The sequence below is a fragment of the Halomonas campaniensis genome (genome assembly GCF_014193375.1).
In the GTDB taxonomy this organism is placed as follows: Bacteria; Pseudomonadota; Gammaproteobacteria; order Pseudomonadales; family Halomonadaceae; genus Halomonas; species Halomonas campaniensis.
Map to the genome: position 1 here is coordinate 94,336 of NZ_JACHZF010000016.1, position 16,889 is coordinate 111,224.

Here is a 16,889-nt window from a genome sequence, read left to right on the forward strand (position 1 = left end):
CCGCGGGGTTCCCCGATGCCCTTATCCTGACGCACCGCTACTGTCCTGACGCCGCGGTGCGGGAGTCATCCGATGGATACCCCTGCAAAATCCAACGTCGTAGAGAAGTACTCGGAGGACTCGGGCAAGCGCCAGCTGACCGGCTTCTGGTTCCTGGTGACGCGCCTGGCCGCCGTCTCCATGGCACTGTTCCACCTCTACACGGCCGTCACCGGCCCGGTGAACACCCAGAACGCCATCCACCTGCTGTTCGCGCTGCCGCTGATCTTCCTGGCCTACAGCTGTCGCAGCCGCGACGCCAACCGCATTCCCTGGTATGACCTGGCGCCGATCGTCCTCGGCGTGGTGGTCAGTGCCTACTACGTGATCCACTTCGACCGCATCATCTACCAGCTGGGCTACCTGATGCCCACCACCCTGGACATCGTCTTCGGCATCTCGGCCATCCTGCTGCTGCTCGAATCGTGCCGCCGCGCCATCGGCCTGGCCTTCCCGGTACTGGTGCTGATCGCCCTCGCCTACGCCGCCTTCGGCCAGCACCTGCCCGGCGTCTGGGGCCACGGCGGCTTCCGCTGGGACGACCTGGTGGCCACCTTCTACCTGAGCCCCACCGGCGTCTACGGCAGCCTGATGCGCACCTCCTCCACGGTGATCGTCATCTTCATCATGTTCGGCGCCCTGCTGGTCACCACCGGCGGCGGCGACACCTTCATGCGCCTCTCCAACGCCGCCACCGGGGGCATGGCGGGCGGGCCGGCCAAGGCCGCCACCCTGTGCAGCGCCATGTTCGGCAGCATCAGCGGCAGCACCGCCGCCAACGTGGCCACCACCGGGGTCTTCACCATCCCGATGATGAAGAAGAACGGCTACAGCCCGCGCTTCGCCGCCGCCACCGAGGCCTCCGCCTCCACCGGCGGGCAGATCCTGCCGCCGATCATGGGCGCCGCGGCCTTCGTCATGGCCGACGTCATCTCGACGAGCTACCTGGAGATCATCGGCGCCGCGCTGATCCCGGCCCTGCTCTTCTACCTGGCCATCTGGATGAGCGTGCACTTCGAAGCCAAGCGCCTGGGCCTCAACCCGATCCCGAAGTCCGAGCGGCCCACCCTGCGCCAGGGGCTGTTCAACATCGAGACCCTGGTGATCCCGCTGGCGGTGCTGATCACCCTGCTGGTGATGCGCTACACCCCGACCACCGCCGCCGTGGCCGCCTACTTCACCGCCATGGCGCTCTACCTCTTCTCCTGGCGCAGCCCGGGGAGCTTCGTCGACCGCCTCAAGTCGCTGCCCGCGGCGCTCGAGGCCGGCGCCATGACCGCCGCCATGATCGCGGTGATCATCGGCAGCGTGGCGATCATCGCTTCGGTGATCAGCCTCACCGGCCTGGGTCTCAAGGTCTCCTCGGTGATCCTCGTGGTCAGCGGCGGCGACGTGCTGATCACCCTGCTGCTGGCCATGGTGGTGGCGATCATCCTCGGCATGGGGCTGCCCACCGTGGCCGCCTACATGCTGGCCGCCTCGGTGGTGGCGGGGGCCTTCATCGAGGCCGGCCTGCCGAACCTCTCGGCCCACCTGTTCATCCTCTACTTCGCGATCCTCTCCGGGGTCACCCCGCCGGTGGCGCTGGCCGCCTACATCGGCGGCGCCATCGCCGGCTCCCACTGGTTCCGCACCGCGCTGACCGCCACCAAGATCTCCCTGGGCGGCTTCCTGATCCCCTTCATGTTCATCTACCACCCGCCGCTGCTCGGCGACGGCACCGCCCTGCAGATCGCCATGGCGGTGGGCTCCGGGGTACTCGGCATCATCGCCCTGGCCGCCTCCACCATCGGCTACTTCCTGCGGCCCTGCTCCTGGCTGGAGCGCGGCCTGCTGCTGGCCGCGGCCCTGATGCTGATCAGCGGCCAGGCGATCACCGACGTGGCCGGCATCGCCCTGATCGGCGGCCTGTTCGCCTGGCAGCTGCTGAGACACCGCGACGCCGTGGGCGCCCCGGCGCGTCCCACCCCCGACAAGGAGCCTGCACGATGAGGATCGTGATACCCGACGACTACCAGGACTGCGTGCGCACCCTGGACGCCTTCGCCAAGCTGGAGGGCCACGAGGTCACGGTGTTCAACGACACCGTCACCGACCTCGACACCCTGGTGACGCGCTTCCAGGACGCCGAGGCGCTGGTGCTGATCCGCGAGCGCACGCCGATCACCGCCGAGCTGCTCGACCGCCTGCCGCGCCTCAGGGCGATCAGCCAGACCGGCGGCGGGGCCGCCCACGTGGACCTGGGCGCCTGCAAGGCCCGGGGCGTCACGGTGATGGCCGGCACCGGTTCACCCTACGCCGCCGCCGAACTCACCTGGGGCCTGGTACTGGCCGCCATGCGCCACATCCCCGAGGAGGCCGCCAACCTCAAGGCCGGCCGCTGGCAGCGCACCCTGGGCACCGGCCTCAAGGGCCGCACCCTGGGCATCTTCGGCTACGGCAAGATCGGCCAGCTGATGGCCCGCTACGCCCGGGCCTTCGAGATGGAGGTGCTGGTGTGGGGCCGCGAGGGCACCCGCCAGCGGGCCATCGAGGCGGGCCTCGAGGTGGCCGCCAGCCAGGCGGAGCTGTTCGAGCGCAGCGACGTGCTGAGCCTGCACCTGCGCCTCAACGACGATACCCGCGGCATCGTCACCGCCGAGGACCTGGCGCGCATGAAGCCCACGGCGCTGCTGGTCAACACCGCCCGGGCACCGCTGATCGCCCCGGGGGCCCTGGAGGCCGCGCTGCGCGCCGGCCGGCCGGGCATGGCCGCCGCGGACGTCTTCGACGACGAGCCGGTGGTCAGCCACCCGCTGCTGGCGCTGCCCAACTTCCTCGGCGTGCCCCACCTGGGCTACGTGGAGAAGGACAGCTACGAGCTCTACTTCGGCGACGCCTTCGACAACCTGCTGGCCTTCGCCGCCGGCGACCCCGTCACTGACCTGGCCCAGTAGCCGCCGATAACCGTAGCCGCCGATAACGGTAGCCGCCCGCAGACAAGGAGCCGCGACATGAGCGATCGACAGGATGAGCTGGACCCCAGGGGGCTCGCCACCCGCCGCGAGGTGCTGGGCGATGTCTACGTGGACGCCGCCCTCTCCCAGGTGGATGACTTCAGCTGGCCGATGCAGGAGCTGGTGACCCGCAACTGCTGGAACGACATCTGGAACCGCCCGGGCCTGGCGCGCCCCACCCGCAGCCTGATCAACATCGGCATGCTGGTGGCGCTGAACCGCCCCCATGAGCTCAAGGTGCACCTGCGCGGTGCCCTGAACAACGGCTGCAGCGAGGAGGAGATCCGCGAGGTGCTGCTGCAGTGCGTGCCCTACTGCGGCTTCCCGGCCGCCATCGACGGGTTGCGGGTCGCCCGCGAGGTGATCGCCGCCTGGCGCGAGGAGCAGGCCGGCCGCTGAGGCCGGCCTGCTGCCGACAACAACAGCTGCCGACAACAACAACCGTGCAAGGAGAACTGCCATGAGATCGATGACCCATCGCCTGCTCACCCCGCTGGCCGCCGCCGTGTTCGCCGCGGGCCTCGCCGCCCCGGTCATGGCCGACGAGGCCGTCAGCATCGGGGTCGCCCCGGCCGCCTCCGGCTGGTACTTCGGCTTCTCGGAGCTCTCGCGGCTGGTCAGCGGCGATTCCCCGCTGGAGGTCTCGGTCCGCGAGACCGGCGGCTCCCGGGAGAACGCCATCCGCCTGGGCCGCGGCGAGATCGACATGGGGCTGATCGACGCCCCCGGCGCCTTCGAGGCCTACAACGGCGAAGGGCGCTACGAGAACGACGCCATCGAGCAGATGCGCATGGTGCTGTGGGTCGCCCCCTCCACCATGCACTGGGCGGTCCGCCAGGACAGCGGCATCGAGACCTTCGAGGACCTGGAGGGCGCCCGCTTCAACCCCAGCAGCATCGGCGGCGGCGGCGAGTACATCACCGACCTGGTCTTCACCGCCCTGGGCATCGCGCCGGACTTCCAGCGCATGAGCATGTCGGACGCCGCCGACGCCGTGGTGGACGGCCGTATCGTCGGCTTCAGCTACAACGGCATCCCGCCGATCCCGGCCTTCACCGAGGTGCACTCCTCGCGCCCGCTGCGGGTGCTGTCGATGACCGACGAGCAGGTGGCCACCGCCACCGAGGCGCTGCCCTTCCTGTCGCGCACCGAGATCCCCGAGGGCACCTACCGCGACATGCCGGCGGCCACCACCCTGGGCACCTACATCGGCATCGCCGCCACCAGCGAGCTCTCCGAGGAGGCCGGCTACGAATTCACCCGGGCCTACTGGGAGAATATCGGGCGCCTCGGCGAGACCTTCGCCCCGGCCCGCGGCATGACGGCCGAGATCTCGGTGGAGAACACCACCACCCCGCTGCACGCCGGGGCGGTGCGCTACTACCGCGAGATCGGCATCGAGGTGCCGGAGGCGCTGGTCCCGCCGGAAGCCGAGTAAGCCAAAACGCCCTCACCTTGAACCGCGGCGGCCCTATCGGCCGCCGCGCTGCTGTGCGCTCATGGCGCTGCCCGAGGCCGGGCGCTCCACCTCGAAGAGGTCGGTGCAGCGGGCGTAGTCGTTGCCGGCCATGCGCCCGATGGGCTTGAGCCCCTCGGCATCGACGTGGCGGCCGTCCCACAGGGCGTCGTCGACATGGATCGACACCACCTCGGCCAGCACCAGGTTGCCGGCCAGGGGCTGATCGCCGAAGCGGATGATCTCGCGCAGGCGGCAGCCGAAGGCCACCGGGGCGCCGGCCACCCGCGGCACCGAGACCCCGGCCATGGCCACTTTCTCCAGCCCGGCGTGCACGAACTCGTCGTCGCCGTGCTCCAGCCCCGCGCTGGTGGCGTTCATCTCCTTTACCAGCCCCTCGCCGCTGATATGCACCACGCACTCGCCCACCTCGCCGAGGTTGCGGATGGTGTCCTTGGGGTTGGCGTCACCGTCGAGCAGCGGCGAGAAGCCCAGCACCGGCGGGTTGACGCTCACCACGTTGAAGAAGGAGAAGGGCGCCAGGTTGGCGTTGCCCGCCGCGTCCAGGGTCGAGACCCAGGCGATGGGCCGCGGGCAGATGCTGCCCGACAGCAGGCGGTAGATCTTGCCCGGGCTCAGGGCGTGTTCTTCTAGCAAGTAGTCGCTCATGGGGGAGTTCGCTCCTCAGGGTAGCGGGCACGGCTCCATGGTACCCCCTATCGCCCGAGCTGCCGACGCCCGCGAAAACACCGGGGCCGATTCCGGAGGCCTCGGCCGCAACGCCGTGGCGGCTGGCCCACGAGGCGAGCGTGATGCCCTGCAACCCGGGGTGGCGCTCCGACAGCAGGAACGTCCCACTCCCGCAGAGACGCTCAAGCATTCGCCACGGTCCGGGACCATCCTTGTCTCTGGAACTCGATGGTCCATCGGGTCCAAACAGGAGGGTGATGAACATGATCACTCACAGACTGGCCATCGCGGCATTGCTGGGGTCGCTGCTGGTGCCGGGGCTCGCCTGGGCCGAGGGGGAACCCTTCCCGCAGCATCGCATGGAACCGACTCGCGCCGAATCCATGGCACCCCAGGGTCGCGACCATTTCGCTCGGCTGGATACGAACGGCGATGGCAGGATCTCGGCCGAAGAAGCCACCAGACGGAGCCTGCCGGAGCCCTTCTGGGAGCTGGACCGGAACCAGGACGGCTACCTGACGAGACAGGAGTATCGGCACCGGTCGATCTGATCCATCGGCAGCAGGTACGGGGGCGGGTGTTTCTTGCGCCCGCCTCTCCCTTCTTTCAAGGGAACGCCACAGGAAATGGCTACGCCTCGTGCCGGCAGCACTATAGTTAATCCAGTGTCGGGAAGCCGACAGGCCATGCGGAGAGGCAGCATGATCGTCGAAGACCGGCCGAGACTGCCTGGCGTCGACGGTACCAGCGATGCTCGACGGGCCTCGGCTCGCGGCCCTGCTCGGCAGCCGGATGTCATCCTGCTTGACCGCCAGGCCTTCCAGCCCGACGAGTTCGCGAAGTTGCTCGGCGATCTGGCCGACAGCCCCATCGTCGTGATCCTGTCCCCCGGCGGGGACCATCAGCGTGTCCAGCAGGCCCTGCACGCCGCAGTGGAGGTGCTGTCAGGCCTTGCCGACTCGGCGCCACCCGTCCCGGTGAACACTCCCGCGCCCCCTGGCCGACTCGCCGATTGGCAGATTCGACGCCTCGAGGCCCACATCGACGCACACCTGGACGAGACGATCCACGTCCGCGACCTGGCGGCCGTGACCCGGCTCAGCCTTGGCCACTTCGCCCACGCCTTCAAGCGGACCTTCGGCATCCCGCCCCTGGCCCATGTCACCCGTCGCCGCCTGGCACGGGCCTGCGAGCGGATGCTCGCAGGCGACGAGCCGCTGTCGCGGATCGCACAGGAGTGCGGCTTCTGCGACCAGTCGCATTTCACCCGGCATTTCCACCGTTCCCTGGGCATGGCCCCGCAGCACTGGCGACGCCTCCATGCCCCCGGCCCGCGATAGGCCACCGACACGCGCTTTGCTGGGTAACTCACCGCACGCCTAGAACTGCATAACCGCCCGGGCATTTATGGCACCATGGCCAGCAGATGGACCATGCGAAGGAACCGCGCCATGCCCGCCCTCGACGATTCCGCCCTGCAGCCCGGCTTCATGGTAATCCACGGCAACCGCCTGGAGGCCCTGCGCGGCCTGGCGGTGGAGTGGATGCGCCGCCATCCGCTGGGGCCGCTGGAGAACGAGACGATCCTGGTGCAGAGCAACGGCATCAGCCAGTGGCTGAAGCTGGCCCTGGCCGCCGACGAATCCCGGGGCGGCGCCGGGATCGCCGCGGCGCTCGACGTCACCCTGCCGGCGAGGTTCCTGTGGCAGGCCTACCGCAGCGTGCTGGGGGAGGAGCAGGTGCCGCCGGTCTCCCCCTTCGACAAGCCGCGGCTGGTGTGGCGGCTGATGCGCCTGCTGCCCGCCCTGCTCGACGCCCCCGTGTTCGCCCCCCTGGCACGCTTCCTGGAAGGTGACGACGACCTGCGCAAGCGCCACCAGCTGGCCGAGCGCCTGGCCGACCTCTTCGACCAGTACCAGGTCTACCGCGCCGACTGGCTCACCGCCTGGGCGGCGGGCGAGGACGTGCTGATCACCGCCCGGGGCGAGGCCCGGCCGCTGGCCGAGGAGCAGCGCTGGCAAGCCGAGCTGTGGCGGGCGCTGCGCGACGACATCGCCCGGGCCCACGGCGACGCGGGGCTGGCCTCCAGCCGCGCGGCGGTGCACGAGCGGTTCCTCGAGGCGTGCCGGGAGCTCGATGCCACGAGCCGCCCGCCCGGGCTGCCGCGCCGGGTGATCGTCTTCGGCATCTCCTCGCTGCCGGCCCAGACCCTGGAGGCGCTGGCCGCCATGGCGCGGGTCAGCCAGGTGCTGCTCTGCGTGCACAACCCCTGCCGCCACTACTGGGCGGACATCATCGAGCACAAGGACCTCCTTCGAGCAGAAAGAAAGCGCCAGCGGCGCCGCCCCGGCATGCCGGCGGACCTCGCCGAGACCGAGCTGCACCTCCACGCCCAGCCGCTGCTGGCCGCCTGGGGCAAGCAGGGCCGCGACTACCTGCGCCTGCTGGACGAGTTCGACGAGCAGCAGGCCTACCGCGGCCTCTTCGAAGGCGAGGCGCTGCGCATCGACCTCTTCGACTCGCCGCTGGACGGCGCGGATGGCCCTGAAGAGAAAGGCCCTGAAGAGAAAAACGCCACGCCCAGCCTGCTGCGCCAGCTGCAGGACGATATCCTCGAGCTGCGTCCGCTGGCCGAGAGCCGCGCCACCTGGCCCGCGGTGGACCCGACCCGCGACCGCTCGCTGCGCTTCCAGGTCGCCCACAGCGCCCTGCGCGAGGTGGAGATCCTCCACGACCAGCTGCTGGCCGCCTTCAGCGAGGACCCGACCCTGAGGCCCCGGGACATCCTGGTGATGGTGCCCGACGTGGACCAGTATGCCGCCGCGGTGCAGGCGGTGTTCGGCCGCCTCGACGCCGACGACCCACGCCATATCCCCTTCACCCTCTCCGACCAGGCCAGCCGCCACCGCCTGCCGCTGCTGATCGCGCTGGAGTCGCTGCTGCGCCTGCCGGAACTGCGCCTCTCGGTGAGCGACCTGCTCGACCTGCTGGAGGTGCCGGCGGTGCGCGCACGCTTCGCCGTCCCGGAGAGCGGCCTGCCCACCCTGCGCCGCTGGATCGAGGGCGCCGGCATCCGCTGGGGGCTCGACGCCCGCCAGCGCCAGAGCCTCGACCTGCCGGGCGGCATGGCCGCCAACACCTGGGCCTTCGGCCTGCGCCGGCTGCTGCTGGGCTATGCGGTGGGCAACGCTGCCGACGGCCCCTGGCAGGGGGTGGAGCCCTATGACGACATCGGCGGGCTGGAGGCGGCGCTGGCCGGCCCCCTGGTCAGCCTGATCGACACCCTGGAGGCCCAGTGGCAGACCCTCGCCGAGCCCTGCGACGTGGCCACCTGGGGGGAGCGCCTGCGCGAGCTGCTGGCGGCCTGCTTCCTGGCCGACTCCGACCAGGACCTGATGGCGCTGACCCGGCTCGAGCAGGCGCTGGACGCCTGGCAGGAGAGCGCCGAGGAGGCCGGGCTCAGCGAGCCCCTGCCGCTCTCGGTGGTGCGCGAGCACTGGCTCGCCCAGGTGGACGAGGCGAGCCTCTCCCAGCGCTTCCTGGCCGGGGCGGTGAACATCGCCACCCTGATGCCGATGCGCGCCATCCCCTTCCGCCATGTCTGCCTGCTGGGCATGAACGATGCCGACTACCCGCGTGTCCAGCGCCCCCTGGACATCGACCTGATGGCCCAGGACTACCGCCCCGGCGACCGCTCCCGCCGGGAGGACGACCGCTACCTCTTCCTGGAGGCGCTGCTCTCGGCCCGCGACCGGCTGAGCATCAGCTGGGTGGGCCGCAGCATCGTCGACAATAGCGAGCAGCCCCCCTCGGTGCTGCTCGGCCAGCTGCGCGACCACCTGGCCCGGGGCTGGCGGCTTGCCGATCACGAGGAAGACGACGGCGGCAAGGCGCTGCTCGCGGCGCTGACCACCGAGCACCCGCTGCAGCCGTTCAGCGTCGACTACTTCCGCGAAGGATCCCACCTGGCCACCTATGCCCACGAGTGGCGCGAGCTGCACCGCCCCGAGGCCGAGCCCGCGCCGGACCCGGCGGCGGAGCCACCGATGGCCCCCTTCCGGCAGGAGAGCCCGCTGACCCTGGCCCAGCTGGGCGCCTTCCTCAAGGCCCCGGTGCAGGCCTTCACCACCACCCGGCTCAAGGTCCATCTGGAAACGGAGGCCATGGAGCGGCTCGACCACGAGCCCTTCACCCTGGATGGCCTCGACCATTGGCAGCTGCAGCATGCGCTGATCGAGGCGAGCCGCGAAGCGGTGGAGGCCGGCGAGCCCCATGAGCCCGCCATGCTGGCCACCCTGGAGCGCCTCGAGCGCCAGGGTCGCCTGGCCATGGGCGGCTTCGCCGAGCGCATGCGCGACTCCCTCATCGAGCCCATGGAGAGCCTCTTCGCCGACTACCGCCGGGTGCTCGACGAGTGGCCCCACGCCATGGAGGAGCCTCTCACCGTCTCGCTGGACCTTCGCGAGGCGCTGGGCGAAGGGGGGGAGGAGATACCTGGCGGCGGCCTGGCCCTGGAGGACTGGCTGGGCGAGCTGCGCGTCAACGACGCCATGGAGCGCTGCCGGGTGCTGCTGACCACCAGCAGCCTGGTCAACAAGGGGAAATACCACTGGAAGCACTGGCTCGGCCCCTGGGTGGCCCACCTGGCCGGCCAGCTGGAGGGCCCCATGACCACCCGGCTGCTCTCCCGCGCCGGCGGCGGCACCCTGGCCCCGCTGCCCGCCGAGGAGGCCCGCGCGCGGCTGGCCGATATCGCCGCGGCCTGGCAGCACGGCATGGCCACTCCCCTGCCCCTGGCCCGGGACACCGCCTTCGCCTGGCTGGAGAAGGGCGGAAGCCCCGCTGCCATGGCCCGCTGCCTCGCCGGCACGGCAAGCGAAGAGGACGACAAGGCCTGGAAGGCCGCCAGCACCGTCTTCTACGGCAGCGGCTTCAACAACGACCACGGCGAGCGCGGCCGCGACCCCTACCTGCTGCGCCAGTGGCCGGAGCTCGATGACCTGGTCCACTCGCCGGAGGGTGGCGGCTTCGCCGAGCTCGCCGAGCGGCTCTACGCCCCGCTGCTACGCGCGGTGAAGAAGCCGAAGGAGAAGCACGGCAAGGGCAAGGGAGGCCAGGCATGAGCGCACAGGACCAGACAACGCCCCCTACCCTGGACCCGATCCGCCTGCCGCTCACCGGCAGCCGGCTGATCGAGGCCAGCGCCGGCACCGGCAAGACCTTCACCATCGCCCTGCTCTACGTGCGCCTGGTGCTGGGCCCCCGGGACGAGACCGACGCCGAGAGCTTCCCCCGCGCCCTCACCCCGCCGGAGATCCTGGTGGTGACCTTCACCAACGCCGCCACCCGGGAGCTGCGCGACCGCATCCGCGCCCGGCTGGTGGAGGCCGCCGAGGCGTTTCTGGCATCAAAGAATGGAGACGGATCGTCGGCGGCAGGCCCCGGAGCGCCGGACCGTCGAGGAGGCGCTGTGAACCCTTCCCTGGGCGCTACCGACGCCATCCCTGGCGTAGGACCTCCTCTTCGGCCTGCCCCCGACTCTACCAGCTCAGGCGATGGACTCACGGGAGACCTCTTCGCCGAACCACCAGTGGATAACTCAGAGGCAGTGGACAAGTCGGGCGGCGATCCGCCGGGCGGCGACCCGCTGCTGGCCCTCCGCGACAGCTACCCCCGCGAGCGCTGGCCGGCCTGCGCCCGACGCCTGCAGCTCGCCGCCGAGTGGATGGACGAGGCCGCGGTCTCCACCATCCACTCCTGGTGCCACCGCATGCTGCGCGAGCACGCCTTCGAGAGCGGCAGCCTCTTCTCGCTCGAGATGAACCTCGACCAGTCGGAGCTGGAGCTGGAGGTGGCCCGGGACTACTGGCGCAGCTTCTACTACGCCCTGGACGCCGAGGCCCTGGCGGTGGTCACCCGCTACTGGGAGACCCCCGACGCCCTGGCTGAGGACGTCCGCCGCCTGCAGGGCGACGCCGAGCTGCTGCCCGACGCCCCGCCCCCCGCCGGGGCCCTGGCCACCCTGCAGGCCGAACGCACCCGGGTGCTCGCCGAGCTCAAGGCGCCCTGGCCCGCCTGGCTGGATGAGCTCACCGAACAACTGGAGAGCGCCGCCGCCGCCAAGGCCTTCGACCAGCGCAAGCTCAACAGCAGAAGCCGCATCGACTGGCTGGCGAAGCTGCGCGACTGGGCCCTTGACCCCGAGCTCGCCACCCCCGCGCTCACCGACGCCGCCTGGAAGCGCCTGACGCCCGAGGGCATGGCAGAGATCTGGAAGACGGGCGAGCCGCTGGACCACCCCGCCCTGCACGCCCTGGCCGAGCTGCCGAGCCAACTCGAGGCCCTGCCCAGCGCCCACGCCGACCTGCTGGCTCACGCCGTGCGCTGGATGAGCGAACGGCGCGAGCGCGTGCAGCAGCGCCGCGCCGAGCTCGGCCCCGACGACCTGCTCGAGCGCCTCGACCGCGCCTTCGCCGGCCCCGCCGGCGGGGCGCTGGCCGAGCACGTGCGCCGCCAGTTCCCGGTGGCCCTGGTGGACGAGTTCCAGGACACCGACCCGGTGCAGTACCGGCTCTTCGACCACGTCTACCGCCTGGCCGAGGCCCCCGACCCCGACAACCCCGGTGCCGTCCTGCTGATCGGCGACCCCAAGCAGGCGATCTACGCCTTCCGCGGCGCGGATATCCACACCTACCTGCAGGCGCGGCGCGACACCGCCGGGCGCCACGTCACGCTCGGCACCAACTTCCGCTCCTCCACCGCCATGGTGGAGGCGGTCAACCGGGTGTTCCGCTTCGCCGAGGCCCACCCCGCCGGCCGCGGCGCCTTCCTGTTCCGACAAAAACGAGAGGGAACAGAGCGCTTGGATCAGTCGGCGAGCGAGATGAAGCACAAGGCGCACGGCGCACAGGAAGCGAGACATAACGCGGGGTTAGGCGAGCTTACGAGCACCGCGCAACGCAGTGATTCGCTCGCGCAGCCAGTGAGCCAAGTGCTCGATAATCCGGTGCCTTTCTTGCCTGTGGCGGCGAAAGGGAGAAAGGACGCCCTCACCCGCGACGGCGCGCCGCTGCCGGCCATGACGCTCTGGCATTTAACGAGCGACGCGGTCGAGGGGTCCAGCGACGGAATGACCAAGGGCGCCTACTTCAAGGAGATGGCCGCGCGCTGCGCCACCGAGATGGCCACTCTCCTGCGCGAGGGCCAGGCCGGGCGCACCGGCTTCGGCGGACCGGACGAGCCCTTCAGGCCCCTCAAGCCGTCGGATCTCGCCGTGCTGGTCAACAACGGCAACGAGGCGAAGGCGATCCGCGGCGCGCTGCTCGAGCGCGGCATCAAGAGCGTCTACCTCTCCGACAAGGAGGGGGTCTTCGAGACCCCGGCGGCCCTGGAACTGGAGGTGTGGCTGGCCGCCTGCGCCGAGCCCGACAGCGAGCGGCGCCTGCACGCCGCCCTGGCCATGCCGAGCCTGGGCATGGGCAATCACGACCTCGACGCCCTGCAGCACGACGAGCTGGCCTGGGAGGCGCGCGTGCTGCAGTTCCGCGGCTACCACCGGCAGTGGCAGCGCCAGGGTGTGCTGCCCATGCTGCACCGGCTGCTGGCCGACTTCGCCGTGCCCACCCGGCTGCTCAGGAGCGCGAGTGGCGAGCGACATCTCACCGATCTCTTGCATCTCGGCGAATTACTACAAGAGGCCAGCGCCGAGCTCGACGGCGAGCACGCCCTGCTGCGCCACCTGAGCGAGGCCAGCGCCCATCCGCCCCAGCAGGCCGATACGCACCGCCTGCGCCTGGAGAGCGATGCCGACCTGGTGCAGGTGATCACCATCCACAAGTCCAAGGGGCTGGAGTACCCGCTGGTCTTCCTGCCCTTCATCTGCGCCTTCCGCGAGAAGAAGGCCACCGACCTGCCGCTCACCTGGCACGACGAGGCGGGCCGCCGCCACCTCTCGCTGGAGCCCGATGAGACCGTGCTGGCCCGCGCCGACGACGAGCGCCTGGGCGAGGACCTGCGCAAGCTCTACGTGGCCCTGACCCGCGCCCGCCACGCCACCTGGCTGGGCATCGCCCCGCTCAAGGGGTTCGAGCGCAGCGCCATCGGCCAGGTGCTCACCGCCGGGGCACCGCTCTCGTCGCCCTCGACGGACGGCCTGCTCGAGGCCCTCTTCCCCCTCGCCCAGGGCATGGCGGAGACGGAGCTCCGGGTCGAGCCGGCGCCGGAACCCAGCGACCTCATGGTGCCCATGGAGGCGAACGGCGAGGCCCTGCGCGAGGCGCTGACCCCGGCCCGCCGCGCCCGGGAGCACTGGTGGATCGCCAGCTACTCGGCGCTGCGGCTGGGGGGTGAAAGCATCGGTGGCGAGAGAATCGGCGGTGGGGAGGAAGAACCCGAGACGGCTCTGGAAGCCACCGCCCGGGAGATGCGCGACGAGCCCAGCGACCCGGCCAGCGTGCCGCTGCCGGTGAGTGATGCCTCGCTTCACCGCTTCCCCCGCGGCCCGGCAGCGGGCACCTTCCTGCACGGCCTGCTGGAGTGGGCCGGGGCCGAGGGCTTCGCCCGGCTGGCCGCCGAGCCCGAGCGCCTGAACGACACCCTGGCACGGCGCGCCAACCTGCGCGGCTGGCGTGAGCGCATCCCGGCGCTGCAGGCCTGGCTGCGCGGGCTGCTGGCCTGCGAGCTGCCGGTGCCGAACGCCCCCGAGGGGCCGGTGTCTCCGCTGCGCCTGGAGCGGTTGGAGAGCGCTCACTACCAGGTGGAGCTGGAGTTCTGGTTTTCTGCCCACCGGGTCGACACCACCCGCCTGGACGCCCTCGTGAGCGCTCACACACTGGGTGGCACTTCACGCCCGGCGCTCGAGCGCGACCGGCTCAACGGCATGCTCAAGGGCTTCATCGACCTGGTGGTGGAGCACGAGGGACGCTTCTACGTACTGGACTGGAAGTCCAACCACCTGGGCCGCGACGACGAGGCCTACAGCGAGGCGGCCATGGCGAAGGCGGTGCGCGAGAAGCGCTACGACCTGCAGTACTGCCTCTACCTGCTGGCCCTGCACCGCCTGCTGAAGGCGCGGTTGCCCGGCTACGACATCGACCGCCACCTGGGCGGGGCGCTCTACGTCTTCCTGCGCGGCCAGCACGCCCCCTCCCGCGGCGTGCACCGCGAGCGCCCGCCCCGCGAACTGATCGAGGCGCTGGACGCCCTGTTCCGCGACGCCGAGGCCGCTACTACCCCGGAGGAGCAGCCATGAGCGCTGGAGACAACAGCATGAGTGACCCCTCACCCACCGCCGAGACCACCCCCAACGAGGCCGCCGCCGCCGAGGCCCTGCGGGATACCCGGGCGCTCTTCGCCCTGCTCGACCGCTGGGTAGCCCGCGGCTGGCTGCGCGCCCTGGACCGCGCCTTCGCCGCCTTCCTGGGCCGCGAGGTGCCCGACGCCCCCACCCCGCTGCTGCTGGCCGCGGCCCTGGCCAGCCACCAGCTCGGCCGCGGCCATGTCTGCCTGGACCTGCAACGCACCCTGGCCGAGCCCGACCTCGCGCTCTCGCTGCCCCCGGAGGGCGACAGCCTGGAGGACCCGCCGCCGCTGCCCAGCGCCCTGCTCGGTGAGCTCACCCTCGCCGACTGGCAGGAAGCACTCACTCACCCGCTGATCGTCGGCCACGGCCCCGGCAGCACCCCGCTGGTGCTCGACGCCACCCGTCTCTACCTGCGCCGCTACTGGCACCACGAGCGCTCGATCCAGCAGCATATCGCCACCAGGTTGGAAGGTTTGCCTGGTAGGAGGGCAACTTGTTGCGCGACTGGCGCCGACAGGCGCCCGGTGGAAGCCACCCACAGCTCTGCCCACACCTCTGACCCCACCACCCTGGCCGCCGCCCTCTCTGCTCTCTTCCCCCCCAGCACCACCCTGGACTGGCAGAAGGCCGCCTGCGCCCTGGCCGCCCGCTCGCCCTTCGCGGTGATCACCGGCGGCCCCGGCACCGGCAAGACCACCACCGTGGTCAAGCTGCTCGCCCTGCTGCAGACCCTGGCGCTGGGCGAAGGCCGCCGCGCGCTGCGCATCCGCCTCGCCGCCCCCACCGGCAAGGCCGCCGCGCGCCTCAACGAATCCATCGCCGGGCAGGTGGCTGGGTTAAGTCTCGACGGTCTTTCAGACCTGTGGGAGCCCAATTTATTGGGCGAAAAAGCGGTAGACCACCTCCGCCGCGCTATCCCTACGGAGGTCAACACCCTCCACCGCCTGCTGGGCTCGCGCCCCGACACCCGCCACTTCCGCCATAACGCCCGCCACCCGCTGCCGCTGGACGTGCTGGTGGTGGACGAGGCCTCCATGGTCGACGTGGAGATGATGGCCGCCCTGCTCGACGCCCTGCCGCCCCGCGCCCGCCTGGTGCTGCTGGGCGACAAGGACCAGCTCGCCTCGGTGGAGGCCGGCTCGGTGCTGGGCGACCTCTGCGCCCGGGCCGAGGGCGGCCACTACACGCCCGAGACCGCCGACTGGCTCAGCAAGGCCACCGGCCAGGCGCTGCCCGCCGAGATGATCGACCCCGTGGGCGCCCCGCTGGACCAGGCCATCGCCATGCTGCGGGTCAGCCACCGCTTCGATGCGGCCAGCGGCATCGGCCGGCTGGCCGGTGCCGTCAATCGCGACGCGGTGGGACGCGAGAAGCGCGCCGCCATCCGCGACGTGCTCGGTCACGGCTACGCCGACCTTTCCCACCTCAAGCTGGAAACGGACGGCGACCGCGGCCTGGAACGGCTGGTGGTCTCGGGCCACGCCGCGGGCTTCCCTGATCGAGGAAAGAGCGCCGGCGAGGACCGCGTGGTGAACGGCAGGACGCTGCCGCCCCCGGTGGGCTATCGCCACTATCTGGAGGTCATGAAACGCGCAGTGCCAGAAGCGAGCCCGGATGGCGAGATCGACCGCGAGGCCCTGGACGACTGGGCCCGGGCGGTGCTGGCCGCCCACGGCCAGTTCCAGCTGCTCTGCGCCCTTCGCCGCGGCCCCTGGGGCGTGGAGGGGCTGAACGAGCGCATCCGCGCCGCGCTGGAAAAGGAGGGCCTGATCGACAGCGGCGACGGCCGCCGGCTCTGGTATCCCGGCCGCCCGGTGCTGGTGACGAGCAACGACTACGGCCTGGGGCTGATGAACGGCGATATCGGCATCACCCTGGCGCTGCCGCAGCCCTCGGGCGGGGGCGCCGCTCAGCGGGGCCCGGCGCTGCGCGTGGCCTTCCCCGCCGGGGACGGCAGCGGGCGCATCAAGTGGGTGCTGCCCAGCCGCCTGCAGGCGGTGGAGACGGTCTTCGCCATGACGGTGCACAAGTCCCAGGGCTCGGAGTTCACCCACACCGCCCTGCTGCTCCCCGACGCCCCCAACCCGATCCTCACCCGGGAGCTGGTCTATACCGGCATCACCCGCGCCCGCCACTGGCTCACCCTGGTCGAGACCGGGCGCGGCCAGCTGCTGGACGCGGTGGAGCGGCGCGTGATGCGGGTGAGCGGGCTGGGAACGCGATAAAGCGTGGAATCCGCCCGTTTTCCCGCCACCTTGAAACGCTTATATTGCACCGGTCCGGCGGCACCGCGAACGCCGCCTCGATCACGCTGTCAATGGCCATCAGAACTGACCCACCAGCGGTCAACAAAATTGACCCACCCGTGATCGTCAGCTGAGCGTCTTCTGCTTCAGCCGGTAGCTCT

The 16,889-nt window shown here is 71.0% G+C and carries 10 protein-coding genes; 9 read left to right on the plus strand and 1 reads right to left on the minus strand.

Annotation, left to right across the window (positions count from 1 at the left end; all coding sequences use genetic code 11):
- Positions 1 to 72: 72 nt before the first annotated feature.
- From BDK63_RS12120 to BDK63_RS12135, 4 genes are all read left to right on the plus strand, one after another.
- A complete protein-coding gene (locus tag BDK63_RS12120) occupies positions 73 to 2,031 on the plus strand; it encodes a TRAP transporter permease (RefSeq protein WP_183332304.1) in 1,959 nt (652 codons plus the stop codon).
- Positions 2,028 to 2,975: a D-2-hydroxyacid dehydrogenase family protein gene (locus BDK63_RS12125; RefSeq protein WP_183332306.1), complete on the plus strand. Its 948-nt coding sequence runs from the start codon at positions 2,028 to 2,030 to the stop codon at positions 2,973 to 2,975. Before BDK63_RS12120 ends, BDK63_RS12125 begins: the two co-directional genes overlap by 4 nt.
- 57 nt (positions 2,976 to 3,032) lie before the next feature.
- Entirely contained in the window at positions 3,033 to 3,434 is a 402-nt protein-coding gene (locus BDK63_RS12130; RefSeq protein WP_183332308.1) for a carboxymuconolactone decarboxylase family protein, read from the plus strand.
- Positions 3,435 to 3,495: 61 nt separating this feature from the next.
- Positions 3,496 to 4,473, plus strand: coding sequence for a TAXI family TRAP transporter solute-binding subunit (locus BDK63_RS12135; protein WP_183332310.1), 978 nt, complete (start codon positions 3,496 to 3,498; stop codon positions 4,471 to 4,473).
- Positions 4,474 to 4,506: 33 nt separating this feature from the next.
- Here BDK63_RS12135 and BDK63_RS12140 read toward each other — a convergent pair whose 3' ends face one another.
- Positions 4,507 to 5,160 (minus strand): flavin reductase family protein, encoded by a 654-nt coding sequence (locus BDK63_RS12140; RefSeq protein WP_183332312.1) that lies wholly within the window; start codon positions 5,158 to 5,160, stop codon positions 4,507 to 4,509.
- A 284-nt stretch (positions 5,161 to 5,444) separates the two neighbouring features.
- Between BDK63_RS12140 and BDK63_RS12145 the strand changes: the two genes are divergently transcribed.
- From BDK63_RS12145 to recD, 5 genes are all read left to right on the plus strand, one after another.
- On the plus strand, positions 5,445 to 5,732 hold the full coding sequence (locus BDK63_RS12145) for an EF-hand domain-containing protein (protein WP_221202601.1): 288 nt from the start codon (positions 5,445 to 5,447) through the stop codon (positions 5,730 to 5,732).
- Positions 5,733 to 5,882: 150 nt separating this feature from the next.
- Positions 5,883 to 6,521 (plus strand): helix-turn-helix domain-containing protein, encoded by a 639-nt coding sequence (locus tag BDK63_RS12150; RefSeq protein WP_183332314.1) that lies wholly within the window; start codon positions 5,883 to 5,885, stop codon positions 6,519 to 6,521.
- Between the two features lie 111 nt (positions 6,522 to 6,632).
- Positions 6,633 to 10,304: an exodeoxyribonuclease V subunit gamma gene (recC, locus tag BDK63_RS12155; protein WP_183332316.1), complete on the plus strand. Its 3,672-nt coding sequence runs from the start codon at positions 6,633 to 6,635 to the stop codon at positions 10,302 to 10,304.
- A complete protein-coding gene (recB, locus tag BDK63_RS12160) occupies positions 10,301 to 14,431 on the plus strand; it encodes an exodeoxyribonuclease V subunit beta (protein ID WP_183332318.1) in 4,131 nt (1,376 codons plus the stop codon). Before recC ends, recB begins: the two co-directional genes overlap by 4 nt.
- A gap of 17 nt (positions 14,432 to 14,448) precedes the next feature.
- Positions 14,449 to 16,707 (plus strand): exodeoxyribonuclease V subunit alpha, encoded by a 2,259-nt coding sequence (gene recD, locus BDK63_RS12165; RefSeq protein WP_183332320.1) that lies wholly within the window; start codon positions 14,449 to 14,451, stop codon positions 16,705 to 16,707.
- Positions 16,708 to 16,889 lie beyond the last annotated feature (182 nt).